Here is a 26432-nt window from a genome sequence, read left to right on the forward strand (position 1 = left end):
AGAAAATAATGATGTTTTACAGATCAATAGATGTGGAAGACAGAAATAGGGAGGCGAAATGATGGAAACAGAAACGTACTTTTTTCAGGATGACGGAAGGATTCCAAATCACCCTGATTTTCCGCTCGTTATCTATAAAAGTGTTTTTATGGGACGTGCTGAACTGGCAGAGCGGATCGTCAACCGGCATGGCTGGCTAAACAGCTGGTCGGGCAGTGTTTTTCCGTACCATCATTATCATAGCAACACGCATGAAGTCCTAATCGCAGTCCGAGGGGAGGCTGTTATTCAATTTGGAGGAGAAAATGGAGCTGCTATTCCTATCAAAACGGGCGACGCAGCGGTCATTCCAGCCGGCGTCGGACATAAAAAGCTAAGCGCGAGCCCGGATTTTACCGTGATCGGCGCTTATCCAGAAGGTTCTCGGTATGATATAAAGACGGGAAAGCCGGATGAAAGAGCGGCTGCAATAGAGAATATAGAGCAAGCAGTACTTCCGGCATTGGATCCAGTTACAGGAAAAAGAGAACCTCTATTGGACATATGGGTAAGTCGCAGGGGAGAAAATTGTTGGATTGTCAATAACTAGTGCTGAAGAAATGTTATGACACGGGCACCATATAAATTAATTTCATAATCGAAGCAATTCACGTTCAAATTTTGTTCAAAAAGTGTTATCATATAGAAGGTAATCAAATTGGAGTTTTTTATGTTTGCTATTTTCAGAGAGAGTAAAGGATTTTGACTTATTCAATGGTTTATTTTTGAGATAAAAATAATACTGAATATGGCAAGATGAAAAACTGGGTAGTAAACATTTATTTTTGCGAATGATTGTGCACGAATTCACAATCCTTCTTCTCATGCTTTCAAACATGAGATCAGGGAGAGGCACTACCCTTTCCAAAAAATCAGCATACTGCTTATAGTAAAGGAGAATTGGATATGCCAGAAACAATCGATCAAACAAATGCGTCTGTCAGCCAAAGCCAGCAAGATCTTATTGATCAGCTGTTAAAGCCAGAAGTTCAAGAATCACTGACTGTTTTAGTTGACCAGCTTCCAAAGCTGACTGAGTTAGTGAATATTTTAACGAAGTCTTATGATTTCGCTCAGTCTGTTGCGACTGACGAAGTATTGAAAAGCGATACAGTCGGTGCGATCACTGAAATTCTTGAGCCTGTAAAAGAAACAGCAAAAGAAGTGGCTGCGACTGCAATCGAAGCGAAAGACCGCGCGGATGCTAGCAACGAAACGATTGGACTTTTCGGCCTGTTGCGCATGCTGAAAGATCCTCAAGCTCAAAAGCTGTTCCGTTTTGCTAACAGCTACCTTGAAATCATGAACGAAAAACAAAAATAATCTCAGATTCAAATTGATATAAAGGACGGAGGATATACGATGTCAAAACATATTGTCATTTTAGGCGCTGGTTATGGCGGTGTTCTTTCTGCTTTAACAGTTCGCAAACACTACACAAAAGAACAAGCACGCGTGACAGTGGTAAACAAATACCCAACTCACCAAATCATTACGGAATTACACCGTCTTGCAGCAGGCAACGTGTCTGAAAAAGCGGTTGCAATGCCGTTAGAAAAACTTTTCAAAGGCAAAGACATTGATCTTAAAATCGCGGAAGTCAGCTCTTTCTCTGTTGATAAAAAAGAGGTTGCGCTTGCTGACGGTTCTACATTAACTTACGATGCGCTAGTAGTAGGCCTTGGTTCTGTCACTGCTTACTTCGGCATCCCAGGACTTAAAGAGAACAGCATGGTTCTTAAATCTGCTGCTGATGCGAACAAAGTCTTCAAACATGTTGAAGACCGTGTGCGTGAGTACTCTAAAACGAAAAACGAAGCAGATGCAACAATCCTTATCGGCGGAGGCGGCTTAACAGGCGTTGAGCTTGTCGGTGAGCTTGCTGACATCATGCCGAACCTTGCGAAAAAATACGGCGTAGATCATAAAGAAATCAAATTGAAACTGGTTGAAGCAGGTCCGAAAATCCTTCCTGTTCTTCCGGATGATCTTATCGAACGTGCTACTGCAAGTCTTGAAAAACGCGGCGTTGAGTTCTTAACAGGCCTTCCTGTTACAAATGTAGAAGGAAACGTAATTGATCTGAAAGACGGATCAAAAGTGGTTGCCAACACATTTGTTTGGACTGGCGGCGTACAAGGTAACCCATTAGTAGGTGAATCAGGCCTTGAAGTGAACCGCGGACGTGCGACAGTAAATGACTTCCTGCAATCTACATCACATGAGGATGTATTCGTTGCTGGAGACAGCGCAGTTTACTTTGGTCCAGACGGCCGTCCATTTCCGCCAACTGCACAAATCGCATGGCAAATGGGTGAGCTGATCGGTTACAACCTATTCGCTTACTTAGAAGGAAAAACACTTGAAACATTCCAGCCAGTAAACTCTGGTACACTTGCAAGTCTTGGACGCAAAGATGCGGTTGCCATCATTGGTGCTAATTCTACACCGCTTAAAGGTCTTCCTGCTTCCTTGATGAAAGAAGCAAGTAACGTTCGCTACTTAACACACATTAAAGGACTATTCAGCCTGGCTTACTAATCCTTTGTTGTGGTTCAGACATTGCCAAAGCGTTCCTTTCGGGATGCTTTCCGGCAATGTCTTTTTTATTTAGTTTGCTAACGGTAACATTTCATTTTCAAAAAAGAGATTGATCCCAGAGGAATATAAAGGTAAAATAAAATCATATCAAAATGTTAACGTTAACATTTTGAAATAGAATGAAAGACGGTGAGGACATGGAACCCTTTATGGGCGAAAATTTTTTGCTGAAAAATGAAACCGCTGTCAACCTTTATCATCATTATGCGAAAGACATGCCGATTATTGATTACCACTGCCACTTAAGCCCGAAAGAAATCTATGAAAATAAGAGATTTCAAAACATCACAGAAGCCTGGCTGTATGGAGACCATTACAAATGGCGCATCATGAGAGCCAATGGGATTGATGAGACATACATTACAGGCGATGCGACTGATGAGGAGAAATTTATGGCTTGGGCGAAAACCGTGCCGATGGCGATCGGCAATCCGCTCTACAATTGGACTCATTTAGAGCTGCAGCGTTTTTTTGGAATTTATGAGATTTTAAATGAGAAATCCGCGCAGGCTATATGGAAACGGACGAATGAACTGCTCCAAGGAGAAGGCTTCGGGGCAAGGGATTTCATTGTGAAATCCAATGTGAAAGTAGTATGCACAACCGATGACCCTGTCGATTCTCTCAAATACCACCTCTTATTAAAAGAGGAAAAAGATTTTCCTGTCAGTGTGCTGCCGGGATTTCGGCCGGATAAAGGGCTGGAAATCAATCGCGAAGGCTTCCCGGATTGGGTGCAGGCGCTTGAAAGGGCTGCGTCACTGTCGATTACAACCTATGATGAGTTTTTGAAGGCTCTTGAAGAACGAGTGCGTTTCTTCCATTCAGTCGGCGGCAGAGTATCTGATCATGCGATTGATTCAATGGTGTATGCCGAAACGGACAAAGAGGAAGCGGGCCTCATTTTTACCGCAAGATTAAACGGGGAACAGGTTTCTTGCGAAGATGAGAAGAAATTCAAGACATATACGCTTCAATTTCTTTGCGGATTGTATGCTGAGCTTGACTGGGCGATGCAGTTTCATATCAATGCACTCAGAAATACGAATACGAAAATGATGAAGAAATTGGGACCGGATACAGGCTATGATTCTATGAATGACGAAGAAATTGCGAAGCCTTTGTACAGGCTGCTGAACTCCGTTGAAATGAAAAACCAGCTGCCGAAAACGATTTTATATTCGCTCAATCCAAATGATAACTATGTCATTGCCAGCATGATCAATAGCTTTCAAGACGGCATCACGCCTGGGAAAATACAATTCGGCACAGCATGGTGGTTTAACGATTCCAAGGATGGGATGCTTGACCAAATGAAAGCGTTGTCAAATGTCGGGCTTTTCAGCCGTTTTATCGGCATGCTGACTGATTCCAGAAGCTTTTTGTCGTATACACGCCATGAGTACTTCAGACGGATTGTCTGCAATCTGATCGGCGAATGGGCTGAAAACGGTGAAGTGCCGAAAGATATGGAGCTTCTTGGCGGTATCGTACAAGGCATTTGCTATCACAATGCGAAACAATATTTTCAATTTCAAGAAGAGAAGGCAAACGTATAAAAGAGGTTCCGCTCAGAATAGCCTGGGTCATACTGAGCGGATATCTCATCGAAAATTCTTAAGACACAGAGGTGGAAGATGCGAGCAGAACTGGAAAATAAGGTTGTGTCGATTGAAACGGAGAAGAGGCTACCGCTGAAGGAGAAAATTTCCTATGGTTTTGGTGATTTTGGCAACGGTTTTATGTTTGATCTCGGTCAGATTTATTTATTGAAGTATTTCACTGATGTAGCGGGAATTCCGGCTGCAATGGCGGGGGGCATTTTTTTAGTCAGCAAGCTGTTTGCGGCGATTACAGATCCGATTGTCGGCTCATCAATTGATTATCGCAAAAATATCGGCAGGCGGGGGAAATTCAGGCCTTATTTATTAATCGGCAGTATTGTTCTTGCTGTGCTTACTGTTCTTATTTTTCTGTCCCCGAATGTATCAACGACAGGCAAGCTGATTTATGCGTATGCATCCTATATGCTGTGGGGCGTGGGCTATTCATTTGTAAACATTCCCTACGGCTCATTAGGAGCAGCGATGACTCAAAATACCGAAGATCGGACATCTATCTCTACTTTTCGCCAAATCGGCTCACTCGGGGCTTTGTTTATCACAAGCGTGGCCGTCATGCCGCTGCTCGTCAAGTTTGATAACCCGAAGGTAGGCTACCCGGTGGTCATGGGATTGTTTGCTGTTCTCGGTGTGCTTTGGTTTTATATTTGCTATCGCAACTGCAAGGAACGTATTGTTATTGCGGAAGCGCCAAAAGAGAAATTAACATTTTCATCTGTCGTCAAAACGTTTATAACGAACAAACCGCTGCTAACCCTTGTCCTGATGACCATTTTTTCGATTTCCGCATACAACATTAAATCCGCAATGCTCGTATACTTCGCACAATATAACCTAGGCAATGTCGAACTGATGGCTTATATGAACTTTATCATTATTGGTTCTTCCTTTTTGGGCGTCGTGTTTCTGCCAAAGCTCGTCAAGATGTTTGGAAAGAAACAAACCGCAATGATCGGTTTCGGCATCAGCGTTGCCGCGGACCTGATCAACTTTATGCTTCCTTCAAATGTATATGTGTTTACCATCCTTGCAAGCATCGCGTTTATCGGAATCAGTATTCCCAATGGCATTACGTGGGCGCTTGTCTCAGATATCATTGACTATGGCGAGTGGAAATCCGGTGAGCGGAAAGAAGCAACGACGTATTCCCTCTTTAACTTCTCCCGGAAGCTTGCCCAGTCATTGTCTGGATTTCTCTCGGGGATCGGATTGGGACTTGTCGGATATATGCCGAACGTAGCCCAGACGGCACAGGCGCTGATCGGCATTAAAGCGCTTCTTCTTCTGTATCCCGCCATTGCTTTGGCATTAGCTATGATTATTATCGGTTTTCTTTATAAACTAACAGATCAGCAGCATGCCCAGATTGTCGAGGAGCTTCAGCATAGAAACTGATCAAACAATCCTATATAGAATATTTTGAATAGTTTGCAAGTAAAAATAATTTGTAAGGGTTTTCGCTAAGTGATGAAACTGAAGGAAAGGAGGCTCTTTATTGAATACGGTAACGATTTCCGCTGAAGAAGCGAAGGAACTGGTTCAGCAAAAGCTGATCGGCGCCAATTTGAATGAACGAGATGCCGAAAAAGTGGCAGACGTGCTCGTACACGCTGATTTACGCAATGTAAATTCTCATGGTGTTTTGCGAACAGAACATTATGTGAACAGGCTCAGGGCTGGAGGCATCAATCCAAAAGCGCGTCCCGTTTTTAACGAAACGGGTCCGGTGACAGGAGTGCTGGACGGTGATGACGGGTTCGGCCATGTGATTGCCGATAAGGCGATGGCTCATGCCATTGAAATGGCAATGAAAAATGGTGTTGGCATGGTCACTGCGACAAACAGCAGCCATTGCGGAGCGTTAAGTTATTTTGTGCAAAAAGCGGCTGAGAAAAAACTGATCGGAATCGCTATGTCTCATACTGACAGTATTGTAGTCCCGTTTGGCGGGAGGTCTCCTTTTTTAGGCACGAATCCAATTGCTTATGGGGTGCCGGCAAAGCATAAAAAACCGTTTATCCTAGATATGGCGACGTCAAAAGTGGCATTTGGAAAGATTCTGCAGGCGCGTGAAGAGGGCACACAAATACCAGAAGGGTGGGGAGTCGATGAAAGCGGAGAGACGGTAACAGACCCTCACAAGGTCGTCTCACTTTCAACCTTCGGAGGTCCTAAAGGCTACGGGCTATCTGTTGTGGTGGATGTGTTTTCAGGCTTGCTGGCTGGAGCGGCTTTTGGGCCGCATATCGCTAAAATGTACGGCGATCTTGATCAAAATAGGAAGCTTGGACATTATGTTTGCGCGATCCATCCGTCCTATTTTACCGGACAAGATATGTTTTTAGAGCAGATGGACGCCATGCTTGATGAACTGCAGCAATCACCTCCGGCTAGAGGAGTCGAGCGCGTCTATGTGCCTGGCGAATTGGAGCAGCTGCATGAGGAAAGAAACAGGAAGCACGGGATTTCAATTGCTCGGAGCGTGTATGAATTTTTAAAAAGCAGGTGAGAAAATGAAAGCGGTTCAAGTGCGAAAAGCGTATGATTTGGTGACAGCAGACATGAAAAAGCCTGTTCTTTCAAAGGCTGATGAGGTGCTCGTCAAAGTAAAACGAGTCGGAATTTGCGGTTCTGATATGCATATTTATCATGGCACGAATCCGCTTGCGACCCTTCCGAGAGTAATCGGACACGAGGTAACGGGAGAGGTGGAGGAGGTTGGTGCGAATGTTAAAGGCCTGAAAGTCGGCGACCATGTTGTGATTGAACCGATTTCTTATTGCGGAAACTGTTATGCCTGCCGTAAAGGCCGGCCGAATGTTTGCGCGAAGCTTTCTGTGTTTGGCGTTCATGAAGATGGCGGGATGCGGGAATATGTTGTGCTTCCTGAAAAGCAGCTTCACGTCGTTTCAAAAGAGCTGCCCTGGGAGGAGGCAGTGATGGCCGAGCCTTATTCGATAGGTGCCCAAGCCGTTTGGCGTGGACAGGTAGAAAAGGGCGATCGCGTTCTGATTCAGGGAGCGGGTCCTATCGGCATTTGTGTGTTAAAAATGGCAAAGCTTGCGGGTGCTTCCGTCATGATAACCGACTTAAATAATGAGCGGCTGGCATTTGCCACTGAGAACGGTGCGGACGCTGTTGTGAATGTTCAAACAGAACATGCGGCTGAGCGGGTTCGGGAATGGACGGGAGGTGAAGGAGCCAATGTAGTCATTGATGCAGTCTGTCTCCCTGCGACTTTTGAGCTTTCTGTTGATGTCGTTTCTCCGGCAGGGCGTGTGGTGGTGCTTGGATTTGATGAGAGAGCGTCACATATTCCTCAGCTCCCCATTACAAAAAAAGAAGTCACGATTACCGGCTCAAGACTCCAGACAAATCAGTTTCCGAAGGTTGTAAAGCTGCTGAATGAAGGCCGGTTAGCGCATAACGGGCTCGTCACCCATACGTTTTCAGTTGATGATGTCCATCACGCGTTTCAATTTATCAAGGAGCATCCCGACCAGGTGCGGAAGGCAGTGATCACATTTGATTAAAAGGCTCAATTCGGAGGTGCAGGATGAATTTGACATTTCGATGGTATGGACGAGGCAATGATACAGTCACACTTGAACATGTGAAACAAATTCCCGGGGTGAAAGGCATCGTCTGGGCCCTCCATCATAAACCTGTCGGGGAAGTGTGGGAAATAGAAGAAATCAAAGCCGAGACGGAATATATACAATCCCATGGTTTTCATGCGGAGGTTGTCGAAAGCGTGAACGTTCATGAAGCGATTAAACTGGGCAGCGAAGAACGCGGCCGGTACATTGAACATTATAAGCAGACCATCCGCAATCTGTCTGCTTTTGGCGTGAAAGTGATTTGCTACAATTTTATGCCGATTTTCGACTGGACGCGCACCGACATGTTCTGTCCGCTGGAAGACGGCTCAACCGCTCTGTTTTTTGAAAAAGTAAAAGTAGAGAGCCTGGAGCCTGAAGAGCTGATCCGGACGGTGGAAGACGCGTCTGACCTGACACTCCCGGGGTGGGAGCCTGAAAAAATGGCTCAGATCAAAGAACTGTTTGAGGCCTACAGGGCGGTCGATGAAAAACAGCTCTGGAACAATTTATCGTTCTTTTTGAAGGAAATTCTGCCGGTTGCTGAAGCGCACGGCATTCAAATGGCCATTCATCCGGATGACCCGCCTTGGCCGATTTTCGGATTGCCGCGTATTATCACAGGAGAGGCAAGCTATGAGAAGCTGCGGGCCATATCAGATTCACCTTCTAACTGCATCACCTTATGTACCGGTTCAATGGGAGCCAATCCCGCCAATGACATGATGGAAATTGCTAAAACATATGCCGGACTCGCTCCATTTTCACACATCCGCAATGTGAAGATCTTTGAAAATGGCGATTTTATTGAAACATCTCATCTGACAAAGGACGGTTCGATTAATATTCAAGGGGTTATGGCAGAACTGCACAAGCAGGGTTACAACGGATATGTCAGGCCGGATCACGGTCGCCATATTTGGGGAGAGCAATGCCGTCCAGGCTACGGCTTATATGATCGCGCTTTAGGCATTATGTATTTGAACGGACTGTGGGACGCGTACGAATCAATGGCGAAAAAAGAGGTGGAATTATGATTCCTCTTCATCATCGGCTGGCAGGTAAAGTTGCTGTTATCACAGGCGGTAGCGGTGTGCTCTGCTCGGCAATGGCCCGGGAGCTTGCCCGCCATGGTATGAAGGTGGCGATACTGAACCGGTCAGCTGAAACAGGCCAAGAGGTTGTGCGGGACATTACAGAAGCTGGCGGTACGGCATATTCCGTTTCTGCTGATGTGCTGGACAGGACGTCGCTTGAGAAGGCGAAGACTGAAATTCTTGGCCGATTTGGCGCTGTCAACCTGTTAATTAACGGAGCAGGAGGAAATCATCCCGCTGCGATTACTGATGTGGAGACATATGATGACGAGGGAGAAGGGCAATCATTCTTTGACATGGATGAAAACGGATTTTCAACTGTTTTCTCAACCAACTTCACTGGGGCATTTCTGGCTACCCAAGTGTTTGGAAAGGAACTGCTGAAGGCAGACTCACCGGCCATTGTAAATATCTCATCAATGAGTGCTTATTCACCTATGACGAAGGTCCCGGCGTACAGTGCGGCCAAGGCATCAATCAATAACTTCACAATGTGGCTGGCTGTTCATTTTGCGGAAACCGGACTGCGGATTAACGGAATCGCACCAGGCTTTTTTCTGACAAAACAAAATCACGATCTGCTGATCAATAAGGATGGAAGCTTTACAGACCGCTCTAAAAAGATTATTGCGGGAACACCGATGAAGCGCTTTGGAAAACCAGAGGACCTGCTCGGCACGCTTCTTTGGCTGGCGGATGATTCCTATTCAGGCTTTGTCACCGGCATTACCGTTCCTGTCGATGGAGGGTTTATGGCTTATTCAGGAGTGTGACGAAAGCAGCTACAGATACTGAACCAACATAGGGGTGAGGTTGAGATGTTTTCAAAAGATAAGCTTCCAGTCATCCTTTTTTTGTTCCTGGCTGGTGTAATTAACTATCTAGACCGTTCGGCATTGTCCATTGCAGCTCCATTCATTCAGGATGATCTCACACTGTCCGCTACACAAATGGGCTTGATTTTCAGCAGTTTTTCGATTGGATATGCCGTTTTCAATTTTCTTGGCGGTGTGGCATCTGACCGCTATGGAGCAAAACTGACCTTATTTGTGGCCATGGTCGTTTGGTCGTTGTTCAGCGGAGCAGTTGCTTTGGCTTTTGGCTTTGTCAGCCTGCTGATCATACGAATTTTGTTTGGAATGGGGGAAGGGCCGCTTTCGGCGACCATCAATAAAATGGTCAATAACTGGTTCCCGCCGACTCAGCGGGCGTCTGTTGTCGGAGTCACAAATAGCGGAACGCCCCTTGGCGGAGCCATTTCCGGCCCAATTGTCGGCATGATCGCCGTTGCATTCAGCTGGAAGGTTTCCTTCGTTCTGATCATGATCATCGGATTGATTTGGGCATTTCTCTGGTTAAAATTCGTAAAAGAAAAGCCGGCTAGGCCAATGGGCAATGCACCTGCGATGAAAGTTGAAGCCGCTCCCGAGGAGAAAATTCCGCTGACCTTTTATCTGAAACAAAAAACAGTCTTGTTCACGGCGTTTGCTTTTTTCGCTTACAACTACATCCTCTTCTTCTTTTTGACGTGGTTTCCGAGCTATCTTGTCGAGGAGCGGGGATTAAGTGTTGGGTCAATGAGTGTCATCACAGTCATTCCGTGGATTTTAGGATTTATCGGCCTGGCAGCCGGGGGATTTGTTTCTGATTATGTATACAAAAAAACAGTCCGGAAAGGCGTGCTGTTTTCGCGTAAAGTCGTGCTTGTCACGTGTTTGTTTTCTTCCGCGGTATTGATTGGTTTGGCTGGGCTTGTCACCACAACTGTAAGCGCTGTTACGCTCGTGGCTCTGTCCGTCTTCTTTTTATATTTGACGGGTGCGATCTACTGGGCTGTTATTCAGGATGTAGTCGATCAAAAGAATGTCGGTTCTGTTGGCGGATTCATGCATTTTCTCGCCAACACCGCAGGCATCATCGGTCCCGCTTTGACCGGCTTTATTGTTGACCGGACAGGTACTTTTTCTGGCGCATTTTTACTAGCCGGAGGGCTGGCTGTATTCGCTTCGCTGGCTGTCATCCGTTTTGTGCGGCCGATCATCGGCAGCACTGCCGGAACGCATGCTGATGATACGGTTTCTTATTAATCTGGAAATATGGTGGGAGAGGCGGTGTGTTTGATGATACAATATGTAATAACTAATCGCAGCCGGTATGATAAGGAAGGGAAATAGATGGTAACCATTAAAGATATCGCAAAACTTGCAAACGTATCCCATACAACCGTTTCCAGAGCACTCAATAACAGCCCTTATATTAAAGAACACACGAAGAAAAAAATATTGGAGCTTGCATCCCAGCTCAACTATACACCGAATGTGAATGCGAAAAGCCTTGCAATGCAAAAATCCCATACGATCGGGCTTTTCTTTACAAGCATCACAAACGGAACCTCACACAGTTTTTTCGCTGATACCATAAAAGGCGTAAACCAGGCGATCAGCGAGGAGTACAACCTGTATGTGCGCGGCATTGATGATCTAAAAAGCTATGATTCTGTAACACCAATGAGATATGACGGCATTATTTTAATGAGTCAAAGTGATATTGATAATTCTTTTATTTATCATATTCAGGAAAAAAAGATCCCGCTCGTCGTGCTGAACCGGGATATCGATGACAGGGGCATTACCAACATATTGTCCAATGACAAGGAAGGTTCTCAGGAAGCTGTAGAATACTTGATTAAAAACGGACATCAAGACATCGCAATCATTGAGGGAATCGAAGGATTTAAATCCTCTCAGCAGCGAAAGGAAGGCTACTTAGCGGCGCTGATTCGCCATCATATCCCGATTAAACAGGAATACAGTATAAAAGGGCAATACGATATGGAGAGCGGCTTTCAGGCGATGGAACGTCTGCTGGCGCTTCCGAACACGCCAACCGCTGTCTTTTGTTCGAATGATGACATGGCGATCGGAGCAATGAATGCCATATTTGCCAAGGGGATGCGCGTGCCTGATGATATATCTGTCATCGGATTTGATGATATTGGTTTTTCGCAATATATTACACCAAGGCTTTCAACAGTGAAACGTCCTGTCGAGAAAATCAGCGTGCTCGGTGCAAAAAAATTATTGGCGCTGATCAGCACACCTGATACAAAAGCAGAAAAAATCTTTGAAAACACAGAGTTTATGGTGCGTGACTCTGTAAAAAATGTCACGACATGATGCCCCGTTTTTCCAGCGGGCATTCTTTATACAGAAAAATGTTAACGTGTGCATATATCTGAAAGGGAGGCAATGACGGTGCAAAAGCTGAATAAAAAATTGTACGAAGGCTATACACAGTATCCAGAAAGGATTCTCCAATTTGGGGAAGGGAATTTTCTGCGGGCGTTTGTCGATTGGCAAATTGAACAATTGAATCGGCATACTGATTTCAATGGAAGTGTCGCAGTTGTACAGCCGAGAGGCTCAGAGAAAATCAATAGATTAAATGACCAGGATGGCTTGTATACTCTTTTTTTACAGGGAATGAAGGATGGGGAAGCGGTAAACGAAAAGACGATTATCAATTCAATCAGCCGCGGGATTGATCTGTTTTCCGACTATGACGAGTTCAAAAAGCTGGCTTCAAGCGAAGAGCTGCGTTTTATCATTTCTAATACGACCGAAGCTGGTATTGTTTGTGAGAAAGAAGACCGCTTAGAGGATAGGCCGCAAAAAACATTTCCAGGGAAATTAACAGCTTTTCTGTACTTTCGCTACCAGGCTTTTGCCGGAGACGAGACAAAAGGGTGTGTCTTGATTCCATGTGAGCTGATTGAAAATAACGGGCAAAAGCTAAAGGAAGCGGTTCTGCATTATGCTGATCTATGGGAGCTGGAAGAGAGGTTTACGCAATGGATTCAGAATGCCAACACGTTTTGTCATAGTTTAGTAGACCGCATTGTTCCCGGTTATCCTGTAGACAGCATTGATGAGATCACTGCGGAATTAGGCTATCAAGATGAACTGGTTGTTGTGGGAGAACAGTATTATTTATGGGTGATTGAAGGGCCGAATTGGATTGGAGAAGAATTGCCCTTTGCGGCAGCCGGTCTCCATACAAAGATTGTCAGTGATCTGACCCCATATCGGACGAAAAAAGTGAGAATTTTAAATGGCGCGCATACGGCAATGACGCCAGTGGCTTCTTTATACGGTTTGAAAACGGTGTGTGATTCAGTTGAACATCCGGCAGTGGGGCGCTTTGTTGAGGAACTGATTCATGATGAAATACTTCCTGTTTTGAAAATGGAAGGGCTTACTCAATATGCGGAGGATGTGCTGAATCGCTTTAAAAACCCGTACATCAAACATTATGTAGAAAGCATCGCACTGAATTCAGTGTCAAAATTCAAAACGAGAAACCTGCCGACCCTTCAGGAATATGTTGAACAGAAGGGACAGCTTCCTGCACGTTTAGTGTTTTCATTCAGCGCGCTTCTGTATAGTTATCGGAATAGGGAAATGCAGGATGACCCGGCTGTTCTTCGATTTTTCCAAGAGGTTTGGAATCAGGAGACCGGAGATATGCTTCGTATCGCTTCAGCCTTATTAGGAGAACAATGGCTGTGGGGAGCAAATCTGAATGAGATTCCGAAGCTGACTGAGAGAGTCGCTGAGTACTTGAATCATATTCATGAACTGGGAATGGAGCGGGCTCTTGAACAATGCTGTCTGCAAAGGGGGAGAGTGCTGTGAAATCATTTATAAAGATTCATAGACAGGATAATGTTTTGCTTGCTCTGCGTGATATTCATAAGGGAGAGCGGCTGAATGCGGGCGGCGTGATGATTGAAGTAAAAGATGATATTAAAAGAGGGCATAAGATTGCATTGCAGCATATAAAGGAAAACGACAGCATCATCAAATACGGGTTTCCGATCGGGCATGCGTTAAAAGATATTTTTATTGGAGAGCATATTCATGTTCATAATACAAAAACAAATTTATCTGATATTCAAACGTACAGTTATACACCGAGATTTGAACAAAATCCATACACGCATGAGAACCGGACATTTAAAGGATATAGAAGAGAAAACGGAAATGCCGGTGTCCGCAATGAATTATGGATCGTGCCAACCGTCGGCTGTGTCAATGGAATTGCCGAAAAAATGCTTCAGCGGTTTGTCAGAGAAACGGGGGATATTGCCCCGTTTGACAATGTGTTAGTGTTAAAACATCAATACGGATGCTCACAGCTTGGCGATGATCATGAAAATACTAGGCAAATCCTGCTGAACGCCATTCGCCATCCAAATGCCGGCGGTGTCTTGGTGCTGGGGCTCGGCTGTGAAAATAACGAGCTGGCAGCCATGGAAAAAGCGCTTCAGGATGTCAACAAGGATCGGGTGAAGTTTCTCGAATCCCAGTCGGTGACAGACGAAATGGAGGCAGGTGTCGCATTGCTGAAGGACATCCATGAAGCCGCCAAGGGGGATAAACGGGAAGACATCCCGCTTTCTGAACTGAAAATAGGGTTGAAATGCGGGGGATCTGACGGTTTTTCCGGCATCACAGCGAACCCATTGCTCGGACGGTTTTCTGATTATATCATCGCGCAAGGGGGCAGCACGGTTCTGACGGAGGTACCGGAGATGTTCGGTGCGGAAACGCTGCTGATGCAGCGGGCTGCCAATGAAGAGGTATTCCATAGGATTGTCGATTTAATCAATGATTTTAAACAATATTTTATACAACATGATCAGCCGGTGTACGAAAACCCTTCGCCAGGCAACAAAGCAGGCGGCATTTCCACCCTTGAGGATAAATCGCTGGGCTGCACGCAAAAAGCGGGGATTTCTCCTGTCTCAGATGTATTAAAATACGGAGAAGTGCTTAAGACAAACGGACTGACGCTTTTGAGCGCGCCAGGCAATGATTTAATCGCTTCCTCCGCATTGGCTGCGGCGGGCTGCCACATTGTCCTGTTTACAACGGGGCGAGGCACGCCGTTCGGCACTTTTGTTCCAACAGTAAAGGTGGCGACGAATACACAGCTGTACGAGACGAAGCCGCACTGGATTGATTTTAACGCAGGTCTCTTAGCAGAGGATGATGTTCATGAGGAATTTGTGCTTCGAGAGTTTATCGATTATATCACGAAGGTTGCAAGCGGAGAGCTTGTGAATCACGAAAAAAATGACTTCAGAGAGCTTGCTATTTTTAAATCGGGTGTGACGCTATAACAAGAAAGGCTATCCTGTAAAGGATAGCCTTTCTTGATTAAATCAGCTTTAGTCCGCTGATTAAGATAATGGATGCCATAATAAATTGCAGCGGACGGGGTGAAAATCTAGGTGAGAGATGACTGCCAACCAGCACCCCCGGAATGGAACCGATAAGCAAATTGGCCGCTAACAAATAATCAACGCTCCCGAAGCTTGCGTTTAAAATACCTGCCGCAGTAACGAGCAGAAAAGCATGCGCAATATCGGTTCCGACAATGTCGGATGTTTTCATTTTAAATAAGTACAGCATAGCAATCGCAAACAACGAGCCGGAACCGATCGATGTTAAGCCGACGATAAATCCAAACACGACACCGATAAGAATCGTAAGCATTCGCTTATCTTCTAGCGGCATCAGCTGCCAGCGGTTCGGGCGAAGTTTTTTGTCCAGAAACAGGCGGACGATGATCGAAATGGCAACTAGGGTCAGAACATAACCAAGAGCGTGTTTAATAATCTCTTCCTGATGCTGGTGGAAGGCGGGGAACAAATGAAGTATGCCAATGGCTATAGAAGCACTCGGAATACTGCCGATGGCTAAGTATTTTACCAATTTAAAATTGATTGTTTTCTGCCGCCAATGGGACGCAACGCCAAACAGCTTGGTGATTGAGTTATAGACAAGGTCCGTGCCGACCGCTATGGAAGGATTGATTCCAAGCACTATTAAAAGAGGAGTTAAAAGCGCAGCTCCGCCTACACCTGTCAATCCGACTAAGACACCGACTAACAAACCCATCAAAATGATGCTAACACTCATGATAAAGGCCTCCTGAAAACCCGACTATTTTTATCAGATTATATATGATTAGGTCGCTTTAATCAATTAAATTTTTTGAATATTTGTACGTATGCTTCTTTGATTTTTGTATGCTCAATATCTTTATTCATTTGCCCTATAATGAGTGTCAGGACGAGATGGGAGTAAGTTTGACCGGTTAAAACAGGTCATTCGGGTCGGTATTTGGTTGAATTAGGTCAACCATTCAGCCAGCTATGTGCCAATACCGGCTGTCACTCGGAATCGAGGTGTGTATTGGATGCGGTAGGAAACGAAGGCAATAAAAAAAGATACCTTTAGGTCAGGTATCTTTTTTTTAGGTTACATACGCTGCTGATAAAACGGCAGCTCTGTATGACCCATTTCTCTTACATAAACAAACAAGTTGCCTTTATGGTGAATTTCATGCTCCAGCGCGAGCTGAAGCAATGCGCTTCCAGTGACTTTTCTTCCGAAAGCAGCTGTCAAATCAATTTCTCTGTTAAGGTGTTCCTCAGTCAGCTGTTCAAGGATGGCAGCCGTTTTTTCTGTATACGTTTTAGCCAAAACATTGAGATCCATTTCCGTTTCTTCCTGCTTGTTTTGAAAAGGTGAGGCATTGCCTTCTTTAATGACATTTGCGAACAGATGGAAAGTCGTCAGGATGTGCTTGACCAGCTCTTCTGCTGACATTGATGTTTCCGTCGGTTTGTAGCTGTAATGATTTTTGCTGATTTTTTCTGTCAGCTCAATCGTCACATTGCGATGTGACAAAAAGTGACTCACAATTTGAGTGGATTGGGTCAATAGAATCTCCTCCATATTCAAAATAAATGGTGCAATGAAATCCTATATCAATGGGCATAAATTAACAAGCAATATGCTAAGAAGTGATTGTATATTCTTGCGGTTAGCCGAAATTCGACAATTGCGGTCTTTTTGCGTTCTTCTTTTTCTTGTAAATATGATAAAATATGACATATCTCGGGTATATAAAAGGGGGGATTAATTGAGGATGAAGCAGACTATTCCGTCCTCTTATGTCGGGCTTAAAATTAATGAATGGTATACCCATATCCGGCAGTTTCACGTAGCTGAAGCAGAACGGGTCAAGCTCGAAGTAGAAAGAGAAATCGAGGATATGGAAGAAGATCAAGATTTGCTGCTGTATTATTCTCTAATGGAATTTAGGCACCGTGTTATGCTGGATTACATTAAGCCTTTTGGAGAGGACACCTCACAGCTAGAGTTTTCAGAATTATTAGAAGACATCGAAGGGAATCAGTACAAGCTGACAGGACTGCTCGAGTACTACTTTAACTTTTTTCGCGGGATGTATGAATTTAAGCAGAAAATGTTTGTCAGTGCCATGATGTACTATAAGAGGGCAGAAAAGAACCTTGCCCTTGTGTCAGACGACATTGAAAAAGCTGAATTTGCTTTTAAAATGGCTGAGATCTTTTACAATTTAAAGCAGACGTATGTCTCTATGAGCTATGCCGTTCAGGCATTAGAAACGTATCAGATGTATGAAACGTACACTGTCCGCAGAATCCAATGTGAATTCGTTATTGCAGGTAATTATGATGATATGCAGTATCCAGAAAGAGCATTGCCCCATTTAGAACTGGCTTTAGATCTTGCAAAGAAAGAAGGCAATCCCCGCCTGATCAGTTCGGCCCTTTACAATCTCGGAAACTGTTACGAGAAAATGGGTGAACTGCAAAAGGCAGCCGAATACTTTGAGAAATCTGTTTCTATTTGCAAGTCGGAAAAGTTCGATAATCTTCCGCATTCTATCTACTCATTAACACAAGTTCTGTATAAACAAAAAAATGATGCCGAGGCGCAAAAGCAATATCGTGAAGGATTGGAAATCGCCCGTCAGTATAGCGATGAATTATTCGTGGAGCTTTTTCAATTTTTACATGCGTTATACGGAAAAAACATTGACACAGAATCAGTCTCACACACCTTTCAATTTCTCGAAGAACATATGCTGTATCCTTACATTGAAGAGCTGGCGCATGATGCTGCCCAATTCTATATAGAAAACGGACAGCCTGAAAAAGCACTTTCCTTTTATGAGAAAATGGTGCACGCACAAAAACAAATCCAGAGAGGAGATTGTTTATATGAAATCTAAATGGATGTCAGGTTTGTTAATCGTTGCGGTCGTGTTCAGCTTTACTCAGGAGATGGTCCATGCAGGAGAAACAGCGGATACAGAGGGAAAAACATTTCATATTGCAGCACGTAATCAAACATGATGATAACGAAAAAAACCCCTCCGGTTGCGGAAGGGTCTTTTTTATTTTAGCTTCCATTCCTTAATGGCCAGCTTTAGAGGGCCCGCTGGACACCAATGGATCAGCTTGTCCGATTTCGGGCGCCTCTTCAGTGAGCCAGCTTTGATGACGAAAACTCCGCCTGTAGCGTCGCTGAATGGGCCTAAATTATTAAGCGCGAAGGTGACGGAAGACACAATATTTACGTCCTACGAATGCCACCTATTAATGAAAAAAGAAAAAGGAGAGATGATAGGTGAGCATTCAAGTGAAGAAAAATTTGGTTTCTGAGGCGAAGTACGCGCTGAAATGCCCGAATGCGATGTCCGCTGAATACATTACCATTCACAACACGGCCAACGACGCGTCCGCTGCCAATGAAATCAGCTACATGATCGGGAACACCAGCTCGACAAGCTTTCATTTCGCGGTTGACGATAAAGAGGTGATTCAAGGACTGCCGCTTAACCGTAACGCTTGGCATACTGGTGACGGCACAAACGGTACAGGCAACCGCAAGTCGATCGGCGTTGAAATTTGCTACAGCAAATCGGGAGGCCCAAAGTACGAGGCAGCCGAGGCATTGGCGATCTCTTTTGTGGCACAGCTTTTGAAGGAGCGGGGCTGGGGAATTGACCGTGTCAAAAAGCACCAAGACTGGAACGGTAAATACTGTCCGCACCGCATTTTATCAGAGGGGCGCTGGGAGCAAGTCAAGGCGGCAATTGAAAAGGAATTAAACGGTGGCGTATCAGCGAAAAAAGCTTCATCTTCTGCGCAAGTGTATTATGTAAAAAAAGGAGATACGCTGTCCGGCATTGCAGCATCACATGGTGTGAGTGTGAAAACACTGCAAAGCTTCAATCACATTACTGATCCAAATCTCATTAAAGTCGGACAGGAGATCAAGCTTTCCGGGACCGCTTCTTCTAAAAGCCATGCCCCATCCTCATACCCGCTGCCATCCGGGATAATCAAAGTAACGAGCCCGCTGACAAAAGGCACAAAAGTAAAGCAGGTGCAAACTGCACTGGCAGCTCTATATTTTTATCCTGATAAAGGGGCGAAGAATCATGGGGTGGACGGTGTATATGGGCCAAAAACAGCAAATGCTGTCAAGCGCTTTCAATCTGTCAGCGGATTAACGGCAGACGGCATTTACGGGCCGAAAACGAAAGCTAAAATTGAACAAAAACTATAATGAAAAAAAGGAAGCTTCAATTGAATAGAGCTTCCTTTTTTCCCTTACATACAAACGGCAGCGAGAAGCTTTTGATTTGGCACAGCAGGAGAGCGCCGCGCCACAAAAGGATGTTAAGAGTTATTAACAATTTGCAAGGCATGAAGTTAATAAGAAATCTAAAAAAGCAAAACCTTCAAGCAATAAAATAGAAAATAAAAAGACCCGGTGATCACCGGGGAAAAGAAATAGAAAGGTAAAGGTTTAGTAATACTTTTTATATTCTACTTTGTAGTCATAGTCATGCTTGTCATGATCATAACACTTTTTGCCGTGGTCATAATATTTTTTGTCATGGTCATAGTACTTTTTATCGCAGTCATAATCTTTCTCATGATCATCATAATACTTTTTATCATGGTCATAATACTTCTTGTAATACTTCTTTTTGTAAGTGTAATACTCTTCTTTATATTTTTTATAATAACCCATGCTTACTCCTCCTTTAATGTTTGATCAGTTTTATTATATGAATTCAAAAAGAGATGGTATGGTCATATGTATTCGTCATTAAAAAAAGGCTGTTTTAAATAGATAGCGTGCCAGCTTACATCAGTTTGTTAAAAGATTTGGCAAGCATGAAGACATAAAATAGAAAATCTGCTGAATAAACGTAATAATAGTTTAGCCTCGTTTGAGTAAACATGTTTTCCGCCTTGTAACTTGATATGCTTGTGTACGATTGTTTTTTGCCGAGTAATCCACCTGTTGATCGACCGTATAAGACGTGTGTAAGAATCACACTCCAATGTAAACGCCGCATTTTTTCTTCTCTAGTAAAAGAAGAGCTAACTTTTCTTTCGCCTCAGCTGTAGAGTCAATCTACCAATAAATCCCTTCCATCTATCTCCTGAAATGTAAATACGATAAAAAGGTTTTCATTCATAGATGAGTAGCGTAAACTGGTGCTGACTGATAAAGGAGAGCGCTTAGCATGAAAGATATGTATGACAGTTTTATATCCCTTTCTGCGTCTGAATCGGAGTACCGGATTATTTATGAAGAGAACAGCGGGAGCGAGCATATTGTTCTTGGTCCTCACGGCGGAAGAATTGAGCCGGGCGTCAGCGAACTGGTGCGGGCATTTGCTGATCAATGTTCCATTTATATTTTTGAAGGATTGAAGCAGCGCAATAACCGTTCGCTTCACTTGACAAGCACTCGTTTTGATGAACCGCTTGCCTTAGAAAAAGTAAACGCCCACCGATTCGCACTGGCCTTTCACGGCTACCGTGATCTGAAAAAGCCGCATACATTGGTCGGAGGCGCGGATCGGAGAAAAGCAGCAGCCATTTGTGAGTTGCTGAATGAGGCGGGGTTCAGTGCGGAACTGGTCAATGAAAAAGACCGGCTGGCAGGTGTCCATCCGCAAAACATCGTCAATCGGACAAAAAGGGAGATGGGACTGCAGCTGGAACTGAGTACGGCGCAGCGGAGCGCGTTGTTTCACAATTTTGGCTGCCGTAAAGGACGGTACATAGAAAACAAGCTTTTTTCTCAATATGTGAATGCCGTTAAGCTTGGTTTTTATGGAAATAGCAAGTAGGACCTGCAATAACTGCCTATTCCTTCATACGCTGTGAATGTGTGAATGCGTAGGGAGGAATGAACTCATGTTTTATCATATTAAAGAGCTTCAATATCAGGCAAAGCCTTCCCGTCCGGATCCTGTTTATGCGAAAAAGCTTCAAGAGGTGCTGGGCGGCCAATTTGGTGAAATTAGCGTGATGATGCAATATTTGTTTCAGGGTTTTAACTGCAGGGCAGATGCCAAGTATAAAGATTTGCTATGTGATGTGGGGACGGAAGAGATCGGACATGTGGAAATGTTGGCTACAATGATTTCCAGGCTTCTGGATGGTGCTCCCGCTGATGTACAGGAAAATGCTTATAAAAGCAACCCCGCTATTGCAGCAGTGATGTCAGGGATGAACCCTCAGCACGCTATTGTGTCCGGCTTAGGTGCGATGGCATCAGATAGTGAGGGTTATCCATGGAATGCAAAATACATTATCTCAAGCGGAAATCTGCTGGCGGATTTCCGCGCAAACTTAAATGCGGAAGCCCAGGGGCGCCTTCAGGTGACGCGGCTCTATGCCATGACTGATGATCCCGGGGTAAGAGATATGCTGTCATTTTTGATTGCGAGGGATACTTATCATCAAAATATGTGGTATGCAGCGATTAAAGAGCTGGAAGAAAGAGAACGGGATATTGTCGTTCCCACGACATTTCCGCGTGAGCTAGAAAAGCAGGAAGTATCCTATGACCTGTTTAACTTTTCCAGAGGGGATGAAAGCTCACAGGGAAGGTGGGCTCATGGCGAAGCCTTTGATGGCCGGGGCGAGTTCAGGTATATCCCGGCTCCGATTGCGTTCGCATCTGCGCCTCATCTTAAACCAGCGCCAATGTGGCTGCAGAATACCATGCCTCCGATGTCGAAATATTAATATCTATGCCGGGCTGAGGGCAAATGTCCCCAGCCCGTTTTTGATCAGCTGTATTTGCCGATTTGATACAACGCCTTTTCTTCAGCGACGTGCAAGTGCTGCTGATCGCCTTCCTCGTACGCATTTGGCCGCTTATGTGATAATAAATAAGCAAGCCTCTTCTGAAATTGAATACCTGCTTTACGCCGTTCAAACATTTCAAGTCTTTTCTCAGCAAAGTCCTTTGTCACCCGGAATACCGTCGCAATGGTTGCAAGAGCCTGACTTCTCCATTGCGGCAGTTCCATCTGCAACAGCATAAAGGTTGGCACACAGAAGTGGTACATAAATTGGTTCGCCTGGAATTCCTGCAGCTCCCTGAAGAGCTTGTTCATCTGAAAATGATTGCCTGCATGCTTTAATACGTGGCACAGTTCATGGCCAAAATCCTCCCATTGCTCTTCCTGGGACTTTTTTTGGTTCAATATGATACTGTACATGCCGTCGTATTTTACCATCATGCTTCCCATCTCCTCGAAATGAACCCATATATCAAGGTCGTTTGCGATTTTCAGCATGTCAATGTGATGGGGAGAGGTGATGCCCAGCCGGCTGTATAAATTTTTTACGTATTCCTCCAGATGTGATAAGTAATCGCCCAATTGAATACTCCCTTTCGAACGTATGTTCTATTTGTAGCGAGAAAGAAAAGCCCGTTTAGGACTAAAAAAGTGTGTTGAAATCTTTCCCTTTTCTTTAAAAAATAAACACTTTTTTCTTTATATCGGTCTATTTTTTATATGTTTTAGAGAACAGAAAAAATATTTACTTGTTTTTCGGTTTCCGGTACTTTTCTTTTTCTTTCAAATAGTTGATAAATTCGATGGCCTGCTGCTTGCTTTCCGGGGAAAAATCCTGCATATCCCGGTATGCGAGCTGCAAGTCCGGATCAGAAAACATATCATCGTCAGATTTTTTTTCTTTTCCTGTTAATAAGTAATCCGTTGTCACTTGGAAGTAATCAGCCAGCTTTTGCAGTGTGTCGTAATCAGGTTCGCTTCGCCCATTTTCATAATGAGAATAGCGTGCGCGCGATACACCGATGTGAGATGCGATTTCTTCCTGTGTCCTTTTCCCTCTGAGACTCTTCAATCTGCTGCCTATCATACTATGACCTCTCTTTTTTTAACTCCCTAAGTTACTTACGATTATAGATACAATCTGTATCAAAATAAAGTTATGATAAAAAAAGTATCAAAAATAACTTGATGATACAGAATGTATCGTTTATACTTGGTAACAGTTGATACGAATTGTATCAAAAACAAATCGGGAGAGTGATCACATGCATCCGATTCAAATCGTTTTTAGTGAAAATCCGATAGATCAGCGCCATCTCGGACAATCCGGCGGCTCCATTTCTTTTACGGCATGCGGCCTTCCGGTATTCCATTTTGAAAATCGAGAACAATTTCAAGCGTACTTGCTGTTAAAAGAAGAGGTGAAACGCAATGAAAGGGGATAAAAGCTATCCTTTTCCGATGTATTCAGGACTGTTGAATTCAGAACATTATGACAAAATAGGGTCGGCTCTGTGGCTGTTTCTCTGGTTTATCAGCTCAACGACAAAAGAAATTGAAAAGGACGGCGTGAACTGGGGAATTGTGCTCGGCCATAAGCCATTAAAAGCAAGAGAGATGGCAGCCGTATTCGGTGTTAGTGAAAAAACAGTCAGAAGATGGCTGGAGCTTCTTGAAAGCCATGGATACATAAAGGCTGCCCGCGCGCCATACGGACTCATGATTTCTGTGAAGCATTCCAAAAAATTCAGCTTCAGATCGGACAAAACGGAGCAACGCAGCGATAAAGAGCGGTCATTTTCGCCGCTGGCACAGGACAAAGAAGACCGCTCTAATATAGATAAAACAAAAACATATACTGCTGCTGATGATGCAGTGGATCACATTGCGAAGCGGTTTACACAATTACGGTCGGCTCAAGAAGGACGCACCGTGTATCCTTCCTCCAGAGATTATCAAGCCATCGCCCGTATTGTCGCCATCGGCGTTCCTGTTACGCAAACAATCAAATGGCTTGAGGAATGTTTTCAAGCTTTTGAAAACCGGCGAACAGCTGCTTCTGAAACGATAAAGGCCTTTCGCTACTGTTCGAAATTCATCGAAGACCGATTTTTCGCGCAGCAAGCCAAAAAGACCGTTGCAATACAACATGAGAGGAATGAAAGTAATGACAAAACATACAATCGAGCAGATTTTAGACGAGCTGAGAAAAGGGAGACGTCCATTACTGGCGGACAAACCGGCCGCATCAGACGCAAGCCGGTATGATTGCCAGAGATGCAAGGATCAGGGGGGATATCTCAGCCGGCAAGACGGTCTGGAAGTATGGACAATGTGCAGCTGTATGGCAGAACGAAAAGTGAAACGGCTGCTGGGCGCCAGTGAAATTACCCCTGCCTTCAGACAGCTTGGCTTTCATGAATTCCGCACCCAAGGGAAGCCACAGGCCGTCAAGGACGCGTTTGAATGCGCCAAAGAGTTTGTGGCGGATTATGAACACATCAAGGACAGCCGGAAAAACAGCATCGCCCTTTTGGGTCAGCCCGGTTCCGGGAAAACACACCTTCTTACTGCTGCGGCTAATGACTTGATGAGAAAGCGCCATGTGCCGGTCATTTATTTTCCATTCGTCGAAGGCTTTACTGATTTAAAAAATGATTTTGACCTTTTAGAAGCTAAGCTGAACCGGATAAAGCAGGCAGACGTGCTGTTCATTGATGATCTCTTTAAACCGGTAAACGGCAAACCGCGCGCCACTGATTGGCAGCTGGAACAAATGTATTCCGTTTTGAACTACCGCTACTTAAATCATAAACCGATTCTGCTTTCAAGCGAGCTTACGATTGAAACGCTTGTCCGGGTTGATGAAGCGATCGGCACGAGAATCTATGAAATGTGCAGTGATTATTTAGTGATTATCAAAGGAACAGCGTATGACCTGAATCATAGATTGGAGGGCATCAGATAATGTGCAAGCTCTGTCATGCAAAGAAAGTAATTGTTGAACATACCGGGATCGGAGCGGTTTTTCATCCATGTCCGAACTGCCGGTCCGGCAATGATTTAACGCCGGTTATTCAAAGGCTGGAACAAATGCTGACAGCCGGAAAAGCGGGGCTGAATGCCCGTGATTAAACAGTTGGCTGCCCTTTTCGCTTTGCTGTTTCGGGCGAAGCGAACAGAAAAAAACATCGAACAATGGTACAAGGATGACGGGAAGTGAAGCAGATGCAAGAAACAAAACAATTTGAAATGAGTCCTGCGCCGTGGCGTGCTGTCGCATGCGGAGATACGAAGCCAATTTATATCTATTCTGCTTACAGTGAAGAAGAAAAAGAGAGATTCCCTTATTCAAACGGCCGGCTGATCGCCGCTGTATTTGACCTCAGCTCTTTTTCGCAAATAAGCAATGCCAACTTGATGGCAGCCGCACCTGAGCTGAAGGAAGCGGCTAAAGCGGCGCTGGATTTTCTGAACGGGAATTCCGCTCATTCCAAGGAGCACATCATAAAGGTATTAGAAAAAGCTAACAAAAGCGCTGAACCCGAAAGGAAGGAAAAGACATATGATCAATCCTGAAAAACTCGTAAATATTGATTCCATCACGCTCGACAGCCAGCTTGAGGATGGGAAAATCCGCGTTATTATAGTCGACGGCATAAAGCATGAAGCCTGGATCACAGAAGCTCCAGAGCACGGGAAAACGCTTGTTGAAACGAGAAAGGGAGACCTTGCCCGAGTAGAATTTGAAATCGGCTACAAATTAAACTAAAGCGAAAAAAGAATACGTCCAAGACGGAAAGCCTGCGGACACTGATCAACATGCACAGCATTTGTGCGTTGATTGGTGTCCGCTTTTTTTATTGCACAAATGAGGAGGAATCATAGAATGCAAGACTTATTATTTGAATATAAACGCACATTAAAACAAACAAGAACACTTTATAAACCGCTCGCTGAAGCAGATGAATCAGTGCTCTCAGCTGAAGACATGAAGGATAAAAAGATTATCAGAAACATCATCACAGACCTCGAATATGTAACAGAATGGCTTGAAAAAGGAAGACAGCCCGGCATCAGACGGGCGATTGACCGGCGTGATGCGTATCAGCGGCTGATGATCAAAGATCCAAGAATCATAGAATCATTTTCTGGCAATATGATGTTTGAGCCGGACGGACAGGTATCTGAGGAAGACAAGGACAGAATCCGTGAAGCCTTATCCCTTTTAACGGACAGGGAGAAAGAAATGTTTTTGCTGCATAAGGTAGAATGCTTTTCTTATGAACGCATTGCTGATCTTCTTGGCGTCAAAAAATCAACTGTGCAGACGACAATCAAACGGGCTCTATTAAAGATGCAGAGACAGCAGGAGGAAATGAACCGATCACTTGCCTGAAGCTTGTCATACGTTTGCCACCTATAAGTGAAAAGAGCATGACACATAAGCG

General features: G+C 44.5%; 30 protein-coding genes and 1 pseudogene. 25 read left to right on the top strand and 6 right to left on the bottom strand.

Annotated features, from left to right (window positions below; all coding sequences use genetic code 11):
- The first annotated feature begins 58 nt into the window (after window positions 1-58).
- From LJF29_RS07955 to LJF29_RS08015, 13 genes are all read left to right on the top strand, one after another.
- Window positions 59-589 (top strand): cupin domain-containing protein, encoded by a 531-nt coding sequence (locus tag LJF29_RS07955; RefSeq protein WP_420709689.1) that lies wholly within the window; start codon window positions 59-61, stop codon window positions 587-589.
- Window positions 590-945: 356 nt separating this feature from the next.
- Entirely contained in the window at window positions 946-1362 is a 417-nt protein-coding gene (locus tag LJF29_RS07960; protein ID WP_010333866.1) for a DUF1641 domain-containing protein, read from the top strand.
- A 39-nt stretch (window positions 1363-1401) separates the two neighbouring features.
- Window positions 1402-2580, top strand: coding sequence for an NAD(P)/FAD-dependent oxidoreductase (locus LJF29_RS07965; RefSeq protein WP_229147908.1), 1179 nt, complete (start codon window positions 1402-1404; stop codon window positions 2578-2580).
- Between the two features lie 197 nt (window positions 2581-2777).
- On the top strand, window positions 2778-4199 hold the full coding sequence (uxaC, locus tag LJF29_RS07970) for a glucuronate isomerase (protein ID WP_229147909.1): 1422 nt from the start codon (window positions 2778-2780) through the stop codon (window positions 4197-4199).
- 78 nt (window positions 4200-4277) lie between these two features.
- Entirely contained in the window at window positions 4278-5657 is a 1380-nt protein-coding gene (locus LJF29_RS07975) for an MFS transporter (RefSeq protein WP_029441212.1), read from the top strand.
- Window positions 5658-5757: 100 nt separating this feature from the next.
- Window positions 5758-6771 carry an ureidoglycolate dehydrogenase gene (gene allD / locus LJF29_RS07980; RefSeq protein WP_229147911.1) on the top strand — a complete coding sequence of 338 codons (1014 nt, stop codon included), beginning with the start codon at window positions 5758-5760 and terminating at the stop codon, window positions 6769-6771.
- A 4-nt stretch (window positions 6772-6775) separates the two neighbouring features.
- A complete protein-coding gene (locus LJF29_RS07985; RefSeq protein ID WP_229147912.1) occupies window positions 6776-7795 on the top strand; it encodes a zinc-binding alcohol dehydrogenase family protein in 1020 nt (339 codons plus the stop codon).
- A gap of 23 nt (window positions 7796-7818) precedes the next feature.
- Complete coding sequence (gene uxuA / locus LJF29_RS07990; protein WP_229147913.1) at window positions 7819-8898, top strand: mannonate dehydratase; 1080 nt, start codon at window positions 7819-7821, stop codon at window positions 8896-8898.
- Window positions 8895-9731: an SDR family oxidoreductase gene (locus LJF29_RS07995; protein WP_229147915.1), complete on the top strand. Its 837-nt coding sequence runs from the start codon at window positions 8895-8897 to the stop codon at window positions 9729-9731. Before uxuA ends, LJF29_RS07995 begins: the two co-directional genes overlap by 4 nt.
- A 45-nt stretch (window positions 9732-9776) precedes the next feature.
- Entirely contained in the window at window positions 9777-11045 is a 1269-nt protein-coding gene (locus tag LJF29_RS08000; RefSeq protein ID WP_229147919.1) for an MFS transporter, read from the top strand.
- Window positions 11046-11132: 87 nt separating this feature from the next.
- Window positions 11133-12134: a LacI family DNA-binding transcriptional regulator gene (locus tag LJF29_RS08005; protein ID WP_229147920.1), complete on the top strand. Its 1002-nt coding sequence runs from the start codon at window positions 11133-11135 to the stop codon at window positions 12132-12134.
- 78 nt (window positions 12135-12212) lie between these two features.
- Window positions 12213-13652, top strand: a complete 1440-nt coding sequence (locus LJF29_RS08010) for a tagaturonate reductase (RefSeq protein ID WP_229147922.1) — start codon at window positions 12213-12215, stop codon at window positions 13650-13652.
- Window positions 13649-15142, top strand: coding sequence for a UxaA family hydrolase (locus tag LJF29_RS08015; protein ID WP_229147923.1), 1494 nt, complete (start codon window positions 13649-13651; stop codon window positions 15140-15142). The genes LJF29_RS08010 and LJF29_RS08015 overlap by 4 nt, the downstream gene beginning before the upstream one ends.
- Window positions 15143-15179: 37 nt before the next feature.
- Here the strand turns inward: LJF29_RS08015 and LJF29_RS08020 are convergent, their stop codons facing one another.
- Together LJF29_RS08020 and LJF29_RS08025 are read right to left on the bottom strand one after the other, a co-directional pair.
- Window positions 15180-15944, bottom strand: coding sequence for a sulfite exporter TauE/SafE family protein (locus LJF29_RS08020; RefSeq protein ID WP_044156273.1), 765 nt, complete (start codon window positions 15942-15944; stop codon window positions 15180-15182).
- Window positions 15945-16286: 342 nt separating this feature from the next.
- Entirely contained in the window at window positions 16287-16751 is a 465-nt protein-coding gene (locus LJF29_RS08025) for a DinB family protein (RefSeq protein ID WP_229147925.1), read from the bottom strand.
- 202 nt (window positions 16752-16953) lie between these two features.
- On the opposite strand from LJF29_RS08025, the gene rapA reads away from it, so the two are divergent.
- Window positions 16954-18090, top strand: a complete 1137-nt coding sequence (gene rapA, locus LJF29_RS08030; RefSeq protein WP_079288553.1) for a response regulator aspartate phosphatase RapA — start codon at window positions 16954-16956, stop codon at window positions 18088-18090.
- Window positions 18080-18214: a phosphatase RapA inhibitor PhrA gene (phrA, locus tag LJF29_RS08035; protein WP_010333880.1), complete on the top strand. Its 135-nt coding sequence runs from the start codon at window positions 18080-18082 to the stop codon at window positions 18212-18214. Before rapA ends, phrA begins: the two co-directional genes overlap by 11 nt.
- Before the next feature lie 41 nt (window positions 18215-18255).
- Here phrA and LJF29_RS08040 read toward each other — a convergent pair.
- Window positions 18256-18408 (bottom strand): annotated as a pseudogene (locus LJF29_RS08040) (YciI family protein); the annotation flags it as partial.
- An 80-nt stretch (window positions 18409-18488) separates the two neighbouring features.
- Between LJF29_RS08040 and LJF29_RS08045 the strand changes: the two are divergent.
- Complete coding sequence (locus tag LJF29_RS08045) at window positions 18489-19433, top strand: N-acetylmuramoyl-L-alanine amidase (RefSeq protein WP_229147926.1); 945 nt, start codon at window positions 18489-18491, stop codon at window positions 19431-19433.
- A gap of 243 nt (window positions 19434-19676) precedes the next feature.
- On the opposite strand, the gene LJF29_RS08050 is transcribed toward LJF29_RS08045, so the two are convergent.
- A complete protein-coding gene (locus tag LJF29_RS08050; RefSeq protein WP_024121050.1) occupies window positions 19677-19904 on the bottom strand; it encodes a hypothetical protein in 228 nt (75 codons plus the stop codon).
- A 502-nt stretch (window positions 19905-20406) separates the two neighbouring features.
- Here LJF29_RS08050 and LJF29_RS08055 point away from each other — a divergent pair.
- Both LJF29_RS08055 and LJF29_RS08060 read left to right on the top strand, forming a co-directional pair.
- Window positions 20407-21018 (top strand): poly-gamma-glutamate hydrolase family protein, encoded by a 612-nt coding sequence (locus tag LJF29_RS08055; RefSeq protein WP_229147927.1) that lies wholly within the window; start codon window positions 20407-20409, stop codon window positions 21016-21018.
- 67 nt (window positions 21019-21085) lie between these two features.
- Window positions 21086-21922 carry a manganese catalase family protein gene (locus LJF29_RS08060; protein WP_010333883.1) on the top strand — a complete coding sequence of 279 codons (837 nt, stop codon included), beginning with the start codon at window positions 21086-21088 and terminating at the stop codon, window positions 21920-21922.
- Window positions 21923-21966: 44 nt separating this feature from the next.
- On the opposite strand, the gene LJF29_RS08065 is transcribed toward LJF29_RS08060, so the two are convergent.
- On the bottom strand, window positions 21967-22563 hold the full coding sequence (locus tag LJF29_RS08065; RefSeq protein ID WP_229147932.1) for an ImmA/IrrE family metallo-endopeptidase: 597 nt from the start codon (window positions 22561-22563) through the stop codon (window positions 21967-21969).
- 163 nt (window positions 22564-22726) lie between these two features.
- Entirely contained in the window at window positions 22727-23068 is a 342-nt protein-coding gene (gene xre / locus LJF29_RS08070) for an HTH-type transcriptional regulator Xre (RefSeq protein ID WP_229147935.1), read from the bottom strand.
- A gap of 178 nt (window positions 23069-23246) precedes the next feature.
- On the opposite strand from xre, the gene LJF29_RS08075 reads away from it, so the two are divergent.
- The 7 genes from LJF29_RS08075 to LJF29_RS08105 all read left to right on the top strand — a co-directional run bounded on the left by LJF29_RS08075 (window position 23247) and on the right by LJF29_RS08105 (window position 26380).
- Window positions 23247-23426: a hypothetical protein gene (locus tag LJF29_RS08075; RefSeq protein WP_229147937.1), complete on the top strand. Its 180-nt coding sequence runs from the start codon at window positions 23247-23249 to the stop codon at window positions 23424-23426.
- Window positions 23413-24249 (top strand): phage portal protein, encoded by an 837-nt coding sequence (locus LJF29_RS08080; RefSeq protein WP_229147938.1) that lies wholly within the window; start codon window positions 23413-23415, stop codon window positions 24247-24249. The genes LJF29_RS08075 and LJF29_RS08080 overlap by 14 nt, the downstream gene beginning before the upstream one ends.
- Window positions 24149-24949: an ATP-binding protein gene (locus tag LJF29_RS08085; RefSeq protein ID WP_229147940.1), complete on the top strand. Its 801-nt coding sequence runs from the start codon at window positions 24149-24151 to the stop codon at window positions 24947-24949. Before LJF29_RS08080 ends, LJF29_RS08085 begins: the two co-directional genes overlap by 101 nt.
- Window positions 24949-25116, top strand: coding sequence for a hypothetical protein (locus LJF29_RS08090; RefSeq protein WP_168747496.1), 168 nt, complete (start codon window positions 24949-24951; stop codon window positions 25114-25116). Before LJF29_RS08085 ends, LJF29_RS08090 begins: the two co-directional genes overlap by 1 nt.
- 93 nt (window positions 25117-25209) lie before the next feature.
- Entirely contained in the window at window positions 25210-25560 is a 351-nt protein-coding gene (locus LJF29_RS08095) for a phage portal protein (RefSeq protein ID WP_267496007.1), read from the top strand.
- Window positions 25547-25753 carry an XtrA/YqaO family protein gene (locus tag LJF29_RS08100; protein WP_229147943.1) on the top strand — a complete coding sequence of 69 codons (207 nt, stop codon included), beginning with the start codon at window positions 25547-25549 and terminating at the stop codon, window positions 25751-25753. Before LJF29_RS08095 ends, LJF29_RS08100 begins: the two co-directional genes overlap by 14 nt.
- A gap of 117 nt (window positions 25754-25870) precedes the next feature.
- A complete protein-coding gene (locus LJF29_RS08105) occupies window positions 25871-26380 on the top strand; it encodes a sigma-70 family RNA polymerase sigma factor (protein WP_229147944.1) in 510 nt (169 codons plus the stop codon).
- Window positions 26381-26432 lie beyond the last annotated feature (52 nt).

Source organism: Bacillus sp. LBG-1-113 (genome assembly GCF_020708615.1).
Classification (GTDB): Bacteria; Bacillota; Bacilli; order Bacillales; family Bacillaceae; genus Bacillus; species Bacillus mojavensis.